12 protein-coding genes are annotated in these 12,689 nt (G+C 60.9%); 4 read left to right on the forward strand and 8 right to left on the reverse strand.

Going from position 1 to position 12,689, the window contains the following annotated elements; translation table 11 throughout:
• Positions 1 to 815 (reverse strand): 2OG-Fe(II) oxygenase (locus VK725_RS12005; RefSeq protein ID WP_325318289.1); only part of this gene is annotated, 815 nt, incomplete at its 3' end.
• A gap of 148 nt (positions 816 to 963) precedes the next feature.
• Positions 964 to 3,021 (reverse strand): M3 family metallopeptidase, encoded by a 2,058-nt coding sequence (locus VK725_RS12010; RefSeq protein WP_325318290.1) that lies wholly within the window; start codon positions 3,019 to 3,021, stop codon positions 964 to 966.
• Positions 3,022 to 3,146: 125 nt separating this feature from the next.
• On the opposite strand from VK725_RS12010, the gene VK725_RS12015 reads away from it, so the two are divergent.
• Positions 3,147 to 4,913, forward strand: a complete 1,767-nt coding sequence (locus VK725_RS12015; RefSeq protein ID WP_325318291.1) for a patatin-like phospholipase family protein — start codon at positions 3,147 to 3,149, stop codon at positions 4,911 to 4,913.
• A 9-nt stretch (positions 4,914 to 4,922) separates the two neighbouring features.
• Complete coding sequence (locus VK725_RS12020; protein ID WP_325318292.1) at positions 4,923 to 5,456, forward strand: gamma carbonic anhydrase family protein; 534 nt, start codon at positions 4,923 to 4,925, stop codon at positions 5,454 to 5,456.
• A gap of 17 nt (positions 5,457 to 5,473) precedes the next feature.
• Here VK725_RS12020 and VK725_RS12025 read toward each other — a convergent pair whose 3' ends face one another.
• The 4 genes from VK725_RS12025 to aroE all read right to left on the reverse strand — a co-directional run bounded on the left by VK725_RS12025 (position 5,474) and on the right by aroE (position 9,347).
• Entirely contained in the window at positions 5,474 to 6,010 is a 537-nt protein-coding gene (locus VK725_RS12025) for a hypothetical protein (protein ID WP_325318293.1), read from the reverse strand.
• 141 nt (positions 6,011 to 6,151) lie between these two features.
• Positions 6,152 to 6,448 carry a hypothetical protein gene (locus tag VK725_RS12030; protein WP_325318294.1) on the reverse strand — a complete coding sequence of 99 codons (297 nt, stop codon included), beginning with the start codon at positions 6,446 to 6,448 and terminating at the stop codon, positions 6,152 to 6,154.
• A 98-nt stretch (positions 6,449 to 6,546) separates the two neighbouring features.
• The gene (locus tag VK725_RS12035) at positions 6,547 to 8,319 is read right to left on the reverse strand and encodes a peptide-N4-asparagine amidase (protein ID WP_325318295.1); all 1,773 of its coding nucleotides are present in this window, start codon (positions 8,317 to 8,319) and stop codon (positions 6,547 to 6,549) included.
• Positions 8,320 to 8,510: 191 nt separating this feature from the next.
• Entirely contained in the window at positions 8,511 to 9,347 is an 837-nt protein-coding gene (gene aroE / locus VK725_RS12040) for a shikimate dehydrogenase (RefSeq protein WP_325318296.1), read from the reverse strand.
• A 218-nt stretch (positions 9,348 to 9,565) separates the two neighbouring features.
• On the opposite strand from aroE, the gene VK725_RS12045 reads away from it, so the two are divergent.
• Positions 9,566 to 9,823 (forward strand): hypothetical protein, encoded by a 258-nt coding sequence (locus tag VK725_RS12045; protein WP_325318297.1) that lies wholly within the window; start codon positions 9,566 to 9,568, stop codon positions 9,821 to 9,823.
• Between the two features lie 158 nt (positions 9,824 to 9,981).
• Here the strand turns inward: VK725_RS12045 and VK725_RS12050 are convergent, their stop codons facing one another.
• Positions 9,982 to 11,466: a RimK family protein gene (locus VK725_RS12050; RefSeq protein ID WP_325318298.1), complete on the reverse strand. Its 1,485-nt coding sequence runs from the start codon at positions 11,464 to 11,466 to the stop codon at positions 9,982 to 9,984.
• 241 nt (positions 11,467 to 11,707) lie between these two features.
• Here VK725_RS12050 and VK725_RS12055 point away from each other — a divergent pair, with 241 nt between their 5' ends.
• Positions 11,708 to 12,184 carry a GNAT family N-acetyltransferase gene (locus VK725_RS12055; RefSeq protein WP_325318299.1) on the forward strand — a complete coding sequence of 159 codons (477 nt, stop codon included), beginning with the start codon at positions 11,708 to 11,710 and terminating at the stop codon, positions 12,182 to 12,184.
• Between the two features lie 52 nt (positions 12,185 to 12,236).
• On the opposite strand, the gene VK725_RS12060 is transcribed toward VK725_RS12055, so the two are convergent.
• Positions 12,237 to 12,515, reverse strand: coding sequence for a hypothetical protein (locus tag VK725_RS12060; protein ID WP_325318300.1), 279 nt, complete (start codon positions 12,513 to 12,515; stop codon positions 12,237 to 12,239).
• Positions 12,516 to 12,689 lie beyond the last annotated feature (174 nt).

The following is a 12,689-nucleotide window of genomic DNA, read 5'->3' on the forward strand; positions in this document are numbered from 1 at the left end:
CGTGTGACCGGTGAACCGCCGTGCAGAGTGAGGCGGTCGAGCTGACTCTTGCTGTTGGTGTACTCGAAATAGACGGCTGAACCTTTTTTCGGCACAACTTCCAGACCGACGTCGGGGAAGATCGTGGTGCCGCCCTCTTCCACGTCGTTCAAATACATCACCAGCGTGGAAACGCGCTGGCCGCCGATGGTCATCTGCACGTGACTGCCGGGATCTTCCGGCGGAAAGTAATCGAAATGCGGTTTGTATTCGCCGCCTGTGCCGTAATGAAGCACCTGCAGGCCTTCGCCATGATCGGTAGGCCAGTTCATGATTTCGGCAACGCGCTTGTCGATGCTCGCAATGAATGGATCGGCGTTAAGAGCGAAGAAGGTGCCTTCGCTACTGCGGTCGGCGATGACTTCGTGTTTTCCGGTAAGTGGATCTACCGTGGTGGAGCGACGCATCTTGTCGGCGGAACGACGGATCATTTCATCGCATTCCTCATCGCTCAGCACACCATCGAGCACGGCGACGACCGGCCGGTTCATGCGCATGGCAATACGCACCTCGCGATCGGAAGTTCGGATGATGTTGCCAGCAGATAGACGCGGCTTTTCATAGACGTAGCCGGTGGTGGCTTTTGGCTGCGGCTCGGCGGGCGCGGTGAAGGGCGAGCTGTTGGTCATCACACCATTGACCGCCGCGCGCGCGAACACCGGGTCGAAGCGGTTGCGCACCATATCGTCGATCAACGATTGCGGCGCGCAACCGCGCGCCAGGTTGTCACGTATCCAGTTGTGCCACTCGGGGGGCAGTTGGGTAATGGCGTTCATGGCAGATCCCTGATCTACGACCGTGTCGGCTGGGCGGTTACCGAAGACGATACTGACAGCGCGTTTTCAAGGCGATTGTGACTCGGTTTGCCACCTGGTGGCGAGTTGGCCGGGCTTCCCCTGTCTTTGCAGGGGAAGCTGCAAAAGCTCACGCCAGGCCGTGGCTGCGCAGCAGGGCGTCGGGCTCGGGCTTGCGGCCGCGGAAGGCGATAAAGCTCTCCAGCGCGGGGCGGCTGGCTCCCACCGCGAGGATTTCCCGGCGGAAGCGCTCGCCTGCCGTCGCATCGATCACGCTGTGGCCGTTGAGGGCCTTTTCCTCGAAGGCCCCGAACGCGTCGGCGCTGAGCAGCTCCGCCCACAGATAGCTGTAATAACCGGCCGCGTAACCGCCCGCGAAGATGTGCCCGAAGGCGTGCGGAAAACGCTGCCAGGCCGGCGGATGCAGTACGGCGACTTCGCTGCGCGCTTCTTCCAGAACTTCCAGCGTGCGCGCACCTTTGGCCGGGTCGTATTCGAGGTGCAAGAGAAAATCGAACAGTGCGAATTCGAGCTGGCGCACAAGGAACAAACCGGCATGGAAATGGCGCGCTGCCAGCATGCGTTCGAACAATTCATCGGGTAGGCGCTCACCGGTTTCCCAATGTTTGGCGAACAGGTCCAGCGCCTCGCGATTCCAGCCGAAGTTCTCCATGAACTGACTAGGCAGTTCCACCGCGTCCCATTCGACGCCATCGATACCGCCTACCGAAGGCAGCGGCACCTCGGTCAGCAGATGATGGAAACCGTGGCCGAATTCGTGGAAGAGCGTGAGTGCATCGTCATGCGTGAGCAGCGCAGGGCGGCCTTCCGTCGGCGGCGCAAAGTTGCAGGTAAGGAAGGCGACCGGCATTTGCGGCTTGACGCCGTCGTCGAAACGCGCGCGGCACACATCCATCCACGCGCCGCCGCGCTTTCCGCTGCGTGCGTACAGATCGATATACGCGCCGGCGAAGATGCGTCCGTCTTTATCGACGACATCGTAGTAGCGCACATCCGGATGCCATACATCGACACCGTCGCGCGGCGTCAAGGTGATGCCGTAGAGTCGTTGCACCAGTCCGAACAATCCATCGATGACGGCAGGAAGCGGGAAGTAAGGCTTGAGTTGTTCTTCGTCCAGTGCGTATTGCTTCTGCCGCAGCTTTTCGGACGCGTAAGCGACATCCCACGATTCGAGGTTATCGAGCTTCAGTTCGCTCGATGCGAAGTCGCGCAGCGTGGCGAGTTCTTTCTGTGCGACGGGTTTGGCGCGCGCAGCAAGATCGCGCAGGAACGCCAGCACATCGTTCGTTGCCGAGGCCATCTTCGTGGCCAGCGACTCTTCTGCTGCGTTGGCGAAACCCAGCAATTGGGCGGCTTCATGACGCAACGCCATGATTTGGTCGATACGCGCGGTGTTGTCGTACTTGCCCGCGTGCGGCCCTTGATCCGATGCACGAGTCTGGTAGGCCCAATAGACACCTTCGCGCAACGCGCGATTGTCCGCATAGGTCATGACCGCCTGCACGCTGGGTTGCTTCAGCGTGACGAGATAACCATCCAGGCCCTGCTCTTTGGCGTACTGACGCAGCACAGCGCGGCCGGATTCGGGAATACCCGCCAGATCGCGTTCGTCGGTAACGTGCTGGTGCCACGCATCGGTCGCGTCGAGCACGGCGTTGGAAAATTCGGTGGAAAGCCTGCTCAGTTCCACACCGATGTCGCGAAAGCGCGAACGCGCAGGTTCTTCCAGCGCCACGCCGGAAAGCTTGAAGTCGCGCAGCGCGTGTTCGACTAGCGCGCGTTGTGCGCGCGTCAAGGTGGCGAAGTCGGGCGCATCCGCGACCGCTTGCACGGCAGCATAAAGTTCGCGGTTCTGGCCGAGCTCGATGGAATGTTCGGTGAGCTTTTCTTCCGCCGGTCCGTACACCTTACGGAGCGCTTCGCTATCGGCCACCGAATGCAGATGAGAGACCGGCGACCACGCGTGTGCGATGCGCTGATCGAGCCGCTCCTGCGGCAACATCACGGAGTCGAAGTCGCGACGGGCGCCGGGGGCCGTCAGTACGGCGATGCCCTCGCGGCTATCTGCCAACAAGGCGTCGATGGCCGGGGCGATCTGGTCGGGCTGGATCTGCGAAAACGCCGGCAGTGCGCCGTCGGCAAGCAGGGGGTTGTCTTGGTTCATGGGAACTCCTTTAGACCTGACAGCGTGCTGTCGCCGTGAACCGAAATCAAGCGTAGGAGCCCGCGCTTTTCCGTTTTGGTTAACGATATACGCGGCGTCATCGCTGGCGTCGTACCATCGCGCCCATGTTGCCCGCCGATATCCCCGCCCTGATCGGTCGCATTCCCCTTTTCGCGCATCTGAATCCTGCGCAACGGGCAGCGCTTGCCGAACATCTACGCTGGATCTGCCTGCCCGGCGGCCAGTACCTGATCAAGGCTGGTGAAGTGGCCGAAGCGCTGTATCTGTTGCGCAGCGGCAGCCTGGGTGTGTTCGACGGTCCGACGGATCTCATTCGTCAGATTTCAGCGGACGACTGCCTGGGCGAGGTGAGTCTGCTCAGCGGCGAAGCCTTCCGTTACAACGTGCGCGCACTGCGCGATTCGGAATTATTGCGCCTGGATCGCGACATGTTCGAGCATCTGATCGAGCAACATCCGCGCGCCATGCTCGATGTCGCACGACAGGCAATGGATCGGTTGCTTCGCCGTGAGCGTCATGCTGAATCGCCGGACAAGCCGCGCACATTTGCGATTCTGCCCGTGGATAAAGACGTTCCGGTGCGCGGCCTGGCGATGCAGCTGGCGCAGTCGCTGGAGACGTACGGCAACTGCATCGTGATCGATGCCGAGCACGGCGCCAATCGTGGAAGTGATTGGTTCGCCGAACGCGAAGCACAGGCGCGTTTCGTGATTTATCTGGACAGCACGGGCGATTCATCGTGGCGATTGCGCTGCTTGCGTCAGGCCGATGTGTTGCTGCTGCCGGCACTTGCCGCGCAGCGAGCACGCCCGTGGCCCGAAGCGGCGCCCGGGCATCCTGCACGTGTGCGCCATCGCCCGCGGCATTTATTGTTGATCCATCCTGCACACCGCGTCTTGCAGGGTTCTGCGCGGCGCTGGCTCGCGCTTTTCAGCGGGGAAATCCATCATCACCACGTTTGCGGCGAAAGCGATGTCCCACGCATTGCGCGACTTATAAGCGGCCACGGGCGTGGCTTGGTGCTCGCGGGCGGCGGTGCTCGCGGACTTGCGCACCTTGGTGCATTGCGAGCGCTGCGCGAGGCGGGGCACGAGTTCGACGCCATTGGCGGAACGAGTATCGGCGCGATCATCGGCGCGGGTGTCGCGAATATGTGGGACATCGACGAGATGATGCGCGTTTATTACGAAGCGTTCGTGCGCGGTAAACCGCTGTCGGATTGGACGCTGCCGTTTGTCGCGCTCACGCGTGGACGTCGCGCGGCGATCATGTTGCGCCGTGCGTTCGGTGCGATCGATATCGAAGATCTGGAGCGTCCGTTCTTTTGCGTGTCGACCAATCTGTCGGGTGAGGGCAGGGTTGTGCATCGGCACGGACCGCTTTGGTTGTGGTTGCGTGCAACCAGTTCCATCCCGGGCATCTTGCCGCCGGTACTGCATCGCGGGCACGTTTACGTCGATGGCGCGCTTGTCGACAACCTGCCGACGGATGTGATGGCAGAGGATGGCATCGCGCATATCACCGCCGTTGCCATTCGTGCGGACATCGCGTTGCGAGCGCAATCGGAAGAATTCGCTACGCCGCCGTGGTGGCGGCTGTGGATGCGCCAGCGGCGCGGCACGGGCTGGCCCGGTCTGGTTTCCACACTGACGCGTGCGGCGATGGTCAACAGCGAAGAGACGAGCCAGCACTGCATCGAGGCCGCCGATCTGCTGATCACGCCACCGCTGGAACACGTGAGCATGCTCGATTGGAAGGATTGGCAGCTAGCGGTGGATTCGGGTTATCGCGAGGCACTACGCGTGCTGGAACAACGGGCGAGTGGCGTTCATTCACCCGCGGAAGGCGCGGACATGACAGTCGCCGGATAGAATAGGCACATGAATCACTTACGTAGTTTCAAGGGCGTTATGCCCACGCTTGGCGACCGCACCTATGTCGATCCCGCAGCAACGGTGATCGGCGATGTGGTGCTGGGCGATGATGTGTCGATCTGGCCGAACGCCGTGTTGCGCGGCGACGTGCATTACATCCGCATCGGCGCGCGCAGCAACGTGCAGGATGGCACCGTCATCCACGTCACGCACGATGGCCCCTATTCGCCCGGTGGTTTTCCCACCATCGTGGGCGAAGGCGTCACCATCGGCCACGCTGCCGTGATTCACGCATGCACCATCGATGATTACTGCCTGATCGGCATGCACGCCACGGTGCTCGATGGTGCTGTGATCAAAAAGTACGGATTCGTTGCCGCTGGCAGCGTGATTCCACCGGGCAAGGTTGTCGGCGAGCGCGAGTTATGGGTGGGCAATCCCGCCAAGTGCGTGCGCCTGTTGTCCGACCAGCAGGTAGAACAACTGCACTACTCGGCCGATCACTATGTGCGGCTCAAGGATGTTTACCTCGCGGGTTGAGCCCCCGAGGCCTATCGTCAATAGTAGCGGTCGGCCTGGCCGTTTGCGGCCGCTTGCTGCGACTGGATACGCGCCGCTTCCGCTTCGTGCGCGCGGCGCTCGATCACGCGCTGCGCATCGAGCACGCTACCGAGCAATGCCAGCTTGTAGTTGTGCGGATCGTACAAGCGCAGCAGATAAAGCTCGCGCTGCGCTTCGTCCAGATCGCCCGAGTTGATGGTGTTTTCAACCACGTCGCACGCGGGCTTGAACGCTTCTTTCAAGCGCTGGATCGCAATGCTGTTGTTGGGATCGAGCTGCAGCACGCTGTCATAGAACTCATACACGTTGCTGCCGACCGGTGCGACAAGGTTCTTCTGCTGGTACGCCGTATCGGCCAGCCCGAGCATCACACCTACGTCGCTGCCGTCGTTCGCTGTGTGTCCGACGGACTTGGACGCACTGATGGAGGCGTGCGCATACCAAAAGGCCCCACCTGCAATCGCGACGACCGCGGCAAGTACCACGAACAACAAGCCGCCCCGACGAGGAGCGGTGGATTGAGTAGAGGACATGACACTCGCACTGGCGAAGGCTTTGAAGACGGCGGCTCACGATCGAGCGCACCGCCGCTATCGCGTCAGAGTAGTCCTACAAAATGTCACAAAAATGACTCAACCTGTCGTGTATGACAGGTCCGTCATATCTCAGTGGAATTAGTGGAAGTCGCCACCGATGATGCGGCCATCTTTGTCCTGCGACGGAAAGAAGCGCGTGTTGTCGAAGCGCACTTCCATCGTGCTGATGGTTCCCGGCAGCATCAGCTGCACGCCCGGATACATCGCCTTGAACTGCTCCGGCGTCGGATGCGTGGCGATGAAGGCTTCGAAGCCCTGCAGATTGCTCACACCTTGCTTGTCCACTTTCGTACCGTCCGGTCGAGTGGCGTGATGGCAGCCGGCAAGCGCGACGGCCACGCCAAGAACGGTAAGGGCAAGCAAACGGGTACGCATCGGCAAAGACTCCGGGGAACAAAAAACGAGGGTCGAATGCCGGCAAAACTAGCATGCCGGCGCCACCGCGGTCACCCGCAGCGGCGCCGGCCATTCAATTACCAGCCCAGAAAGGTCTCGCCCTGATAGGGCGAACCGTCGGGGTGGCTGAACCAGAACAGCCGATTTTGCTGGCCCGGGCAACCCTTGCCGTTGCTGTATGCGGACACCGTGTCGTTTGTCACGCCGACACTGCGGCTGTAGCAACCGCCCAGCGAATCCTGGAACGTAAAGTCTTGCGTGTTGTATTGCCCGCTATGCCCGGTGATCTCAAAGCTGGAATTGACCTGCAAGGTGTCTCCCGCATTGACGTGGTTGTGCACTTCGGCCGAGTACAGCTGCAAGCCACCCAAACCCAACGCGGTCTTCTGGTCGTAGCCCTGCTTGACCGTGGTCACGATCGAGATGTTGCCGCTCGGGTCGAAGGTCTCGCCCACATTGACGTTCAGCGGGTAACGATAGTGCGAATCGAATTCGCCGCTGAGGAAGCCGTCCACCGTGCTGCGACTCACGCCGTCGACCTTGGTCAGCTGCTGGCTGATCTGTCCGTAGAAGGACGAGGTGATATTGAACGTCTGCGTGTCGGCGAACGAGACCGTCTGATTCACCGTCGTATCGATGCGACCCGCAGACGTGTTGACGTAGCCCTCGACGATGAAATGACGGCTGAGGTCGGTGGTGATCGCGCCGGTGACGTTACCCGACGAATCCTGATTCAGCGTGCTGCCGATGGTCGGTGTCGGCGGCTGGTTCGCCAACGTATTGCGAACGATCTGGCCGGTGACCTGCTTGGCATGCGGGTCTTGATAGATCAACAGCGCTGCCGTGGCGGAGAAGTAGTCGTTTGCGCCCTGCACACTGACGGCTACCGTATGCGGCTGACCATTGCTGAGCACACCTGCGAACGGTGTCAGGTCGACACGATAGGGCATGAAGTTGAGCGTCTGCACACCCGGCGTCGGTTCCCACATGAAAAGATCGATGCCGCCGGTGAAGATCCACGGATAGACCGGCGCCACGCCTGCGGGTTGGCCGTCGATGCTGACCTCCGCTTCGCGGAAATTGCCACCGCCGCACTCCTGCACTTCAGCCGCGTATTGATTGGGCACGCAGGTGTACCAGAACTCGTCGCCGATCTGGCTTTGTGTGAATACATCCACGTATGCACGTTCAACATTGCGCGGCAGCGTGAGTGTGGCAGTCAACTGATCGGTGCTGGTGTTTAACGTGGCGGTGCTGCCGATCGGGTCAGTACCAAACGCATACACCGCATCGGGCGCCTGCGCGGCCGGTGCCACGGCGGAAGCGGGATAGAACAGCAGACGTGCGCTGCCGTTGATCACGCCGGTGTAGGTGCTGTTGACGATGTTGCCGATCAACGCCTGGCCTTCGCCGGTTTTGCTAAACAGTGCGCTGTAATCGGTCAGATCGCGCTCGATATGCCAGCTCTGCGCCTCGGTCGGATCGGGCTCTTGCGTCGTGCCGAAATACAGATTCACGCCGCCGAGGAAGATCGTGGCCGTGCGGTCAAACTGGATACCTGCCGTGACCGAGAAATCGCCTTCCAGCACCACCTTCGACCAACGCGTGCCGCAACCGGCAGGTGGTGCGTAGTTGAAGGTGTGTTCGCTGAAATCGTTGAACGTGTCATTGCTGAAAAGCTGCACCACGCACGGCGTCCCCGGCGGTCGCGGCACGGTAGGGTCGGCCACGGTGACGTTGGTCGATCCGACGGGACTGCTTGAATTGGGCGCAGCCTGCGCGGCGCCAGCGAAACACAAGACCAGCCCGGCAGCAGCCAGGCAACGACTGAACTTCCCCTTCGGCAACATTTGCGCAACTCCCCGCGAAGTGATGCCCCCTGTCCGACCAACCTAGCACGCCCTGAAATTTAGACGCGTCAAATCGAACGGTTGTTTGGACGTCCAAAAGCCGACATTCACGCAGCTCCGATGGCATTCATGGACACAAGGTTGTTGCACTACAACATATGCATTGCGACCGCCATCACAATCGGTGCCGTTTATGCGTTTCTTGCGCGCAACATCCGGTAGACAGGTTCCGTATCCGGCCGCTTGCCGTGCCACAGCTCAAACGCATCGGCCGCTTGTTCCACCAGCATGCCCATTCCGTCATGTGCGTAACGCACGCCGGCGGCATGCGCCCAGGCGAGAAAGCCGATCGCCGATTTGCCGTAGCCAAGGTCGTAGCAAAGCGCGCGCGGTGCGGCGAGTGCAAACGGCAGTGTCAGCGACTGGCCAAGCGTGCCGGCCGAGGTTGCGTTGATGATCAAATCGTAACTGCCGATGTCGCTTAGATCTTCCCAATAACGCGTGTGCACACGGTGGGGTTCGCCGATGGCGTCGGCCAATGCATCGGCTGCGTCGGGTGAACGATTGACGATGGTGAGCGAGGCGATGCCCGCATCCATCAACGACCACGCTACACCGCGCGCCGCACCGCCTGCACCGAGCATCAGCGCGTCGTGACCGCGAAGATCGATGCTGTGACGTTCAGTGATGTCGCGCACCATGCCCGCACCATCGGTGTTATGCGCAGCGATGCGCCCATCGGCCAGACGCGTGAGCACGTTGGCGCTGCCGGCATGCGTTGCCGCTTTTGTACGCTCATCGGCCAACGCGAAGGCCGCCGCTTTGTGCGGCATGGTGACGTTCGCGCCATGACCGTCTTCGTTCTCGAAGAAATGTTTGACGGCGCCGGCAAAGGCCGAAGGCGACGCATCGATGGCGCGGTAATCGAGCGCGATGCCGAACTGCTGCGCGAACGCCTGATGGATCTGCGGCGACAGGCTGTGTGAAATCGGATGGCCGAAGACAGCGTATTGGCGAGGACGGGTCATGCATGGCTCCTGCGTGGGCCATCTATTGTAAGAGCGGTGCGCGCGGTCTGCTGTCTCCCGCCGGTTGCTAAGGGCGCCCGGGACAAGGTGATGGAAAACTCGCCCCACTACCGGATCGCGCCTCGTGTCCCGTCGCAAAAAGTAACGTCGCAGCAATCGCAGGTTATGAGATCGACCACCGGCACGCTTGATCCATCGCCCGTTCCGGAGTTGTGTCTATGCGCCCCCAGGTTGTCGACCTGAATCCTCGCGCTCGTCTGCTCATCGCATCGTTGCTGTGGCTGGCGGTAGGTAGCGTGCTGCTGCTGACCACCCTGGTTCCCGCCCGCACCGATTTTCTCGGTTGGACGCCGATGTTCTGGCTGCTGTGGGCACCGCTGGCCGTGACGCTGACGCTCGAGCCGAAGCTGCCGCGTCGCTTGCTGGCGCTGCGCCGTTCGCGCCGTCGCAACACGGCGCACTTGATCTGGAACTGATGCTTTCCGCTTGGCAGTGGAGCTAAGTGCAGCCGGAGCGCTGCACCGAGGGATGATCGCCGGCTTGATAAGGGAGTGGTCGCTTGCCGGCGATCGACGCGATGGAACGCGTGCATTGATTCCGGTCTTCTTATGGATGAGTCGACCGGAATGACCCGTTATGCATTGATGCCCAATCGCTTGCGTTCCATGCGGCGCAGAAACTCTTGCATGATGCGGCGATAAAGATCTTCGCCCAGATAATCGTCTTCCACGCCTGCATCGATTGACGGGTTGTCGTTCACTTCGATGATGACGGCTTTATCGCCCACCTGTTTGAGATCGACACCGTACAATCCGTCGCCGATGGCATTGGTGGCCTTGAGCGCGAGCTTCACCACTTCCGGTGGCGCATCGCGAACGGGGATGGTTTCGGAGTTGCCCGTTTTTGCAGCACCTTTCGCGCCATGGTTGTAGATCTGCCAGTGGCCACGCGACATGTAGTACTTGCATGCGTAAAGCGGCTCGCGATTGAGTACGCCGATGCGCCAGTCAAATTCCGTGGCGACGAATTCCTGCGCCAACAGCAACGCACTGTGCTGGAACAGTTCGCTAGTGGCTTTCTCAAGCGCAACTCCGCTTTCGACCTTGACCACGCCGCGCGAAAAAGAACCGTCGGGAATTTTCAGCACCAGGGGAAAGCCGAGTTTTTCGGCGACATCCTTCATGCCTTTGACGTCATCGCGATAAAGAATCTCCGTGCGCGGCACGGCGAGTTTGCGCGCGACCATCAGATCGTTGAGAAAGATTTTGTTCGTGCAACGCAGGATGGAGCCGGGATCGTCGATCACGATCATGCCTTCGCGTTCGGCACGATGCGCGAAGTTGTACGTGTGGTTGTCGCTGGCGGTGGTTTCGCGAATGAAAAGACCGTCGTATTCGGCCAGGCGCTGGTAATCGTTCTTGCCGATCTGATCGACTTCGATGCCCAGTTCCTTGCCTGCCGCGACGAAGGATTTCAGCGCCTTCTTGTTCGACGGTGGCATCACTTCGTTGGGATCGACCAACATGGCCACGTCGTAGCGATACAGACGCCTTGCCCGTGGCTTGCGCCATAGTTTCTTGGAGAAGCGATCGAGCTCGTCTGCGAAGGCGTCTTCCTGCGCGTCGTCGAGCGTGTGCAGACCGACCGGCTTGATCGACGCGATCCGCCACATGCGCTCGCGCTCGAATTCGATGCGCAAGAGCGGGCACGGATACATTTCGAACACCTGCCTAGCCAGATCTTGCAGCGTCGGGGTCGAGGTTTCGCCGAAGTGGACCAGGATGCCGAAATCGGTGGTGTCGCGTGCGCCCTCGGGAAGAAAGTTCGTGAGCTTGGCGTTGAGATCGTCGATGGCCAGACCGTACAGCGAACGTTTTCGCAAATCGTTCACGGTGCGCACCGAGGGCATCACGCGATGTCCACGCGCTTCGGCCAGCAGCGACACGTAATAGCCCGTGCCCAGATACTTGTAGCTGCGGCAGAGGTTGATCACGTGAGTGCGCTCGTCGTCGCCCCCCACCGGTTCGCGCAGGTAATCCATCGCGGTGACCACGTCGACGGATGGATAGTAGGAGCCCCAGTCAGAAGCTTTCTCGACGACGATGACGAGTCGGGTCATGACACCTCAAGTGTGGACCGGCGGAAATGACGTCGTCACGTAGGGAACGGGGCGGCGCAGCGCAAGGTGGCAGTGTCTTTCACCACGGCGGGTCGCACAAGGGTTGCCACTGAACGCATACCAACGGATGACCTCTGCGGGATGCTTTCCCGGACGCTGTGCACTAGAGTGCGCCGCTTACTTAAATTCCAGACAATCCCGTGTCCGGACCGCCCCGGCGCGTTTTGACGAGAACCCCTTGATGACGCCATCGCCAGCAACCGCCGCCGTGCGGGTGCGCCGAGCCGAACTTTCCGATCTCGATGATCTGGTCGCGCTGGAAGAAGCCACCTTCGATCACGATCTGGTGAGCCGTGCGCAGTTTCGCCGTCACCTCGACAGCGACAGCGCGCGCGTGCTCGTGGCCAGTGCCAATCACCGCCGCTTTCTGGGTACGGCACTGGTATTTTTCCGCAAGGGCAGCCGGGTGGCCCGGCTGTATTCGATTGCCAGCTTGCCCGAAGCGCGTGGCAAGGGCGTCGGCACGGCGTTGATCGAAGCGGCCGAAGCGGCTGCCTTGCAGCGCCGCTGCAACGCCCTGCGGCTGGAAGTGCGCACCGATAACGACGCGGCCATTCGTCTTTACGAGCGGCTGGGTTATCACCGCATCGGCCCGGTCGTGAAAGGGTTTTACGAAGACGGCTCGCACGCCTTCCGCTACGAAAAAAAGCTCGCATGAAAAAAGGCCTCCCCGGCGAGGGGAGGCCTTCGAATGTCTTCACGCCACGCGCTTAGTGGTTGGCGTTGGAGACTTCGGCCGCCTGCTTCAGTTCCTGATTGGCCTGATCGAGCAAATCCTTCGCTTTCTGAGCGTGACCGCCCAGATCGAATTCATTCGCCTGCTGCGCAGCGACGATGCTCTTGTAAGCGTTATCGGTCTGCTTCTGGGCGCGGGCAAGGTTCGGATGGCGCTTGGCGCTGACGTCACGAACCGGCTGTTGCTGGGCCATGGCGGCGGAAGCCACGAAGGTCAGACCAGCGAGCATGACGACAGATGCGATGCGTTTCATAAGTTTCTCCCCTCTTGCGAAACAGGTTGATGGAACGCTGAATCTAGCATCGTCGCATGACCGCGCGAACGCGGTATTTCTTGCGATTTGTTCACGGGTGCGTGAAGCGGCCGGTTTTCATGATGACCATCGACACAGTGCATGGGAATGCGAGGCGAAGCCTTTCGCGTAGCT

Origin of the sequence: Dyella sp. (assembly GCF_035486915.1) — a bacterium.
In the GTDB taxonomy this organism is placed as follows: domain Bacteria; phylum Pseudomonadota; class Gammaproteobacteria; order Xanthomonadales; family Rhodanobacteraceae; genus Dyella_B.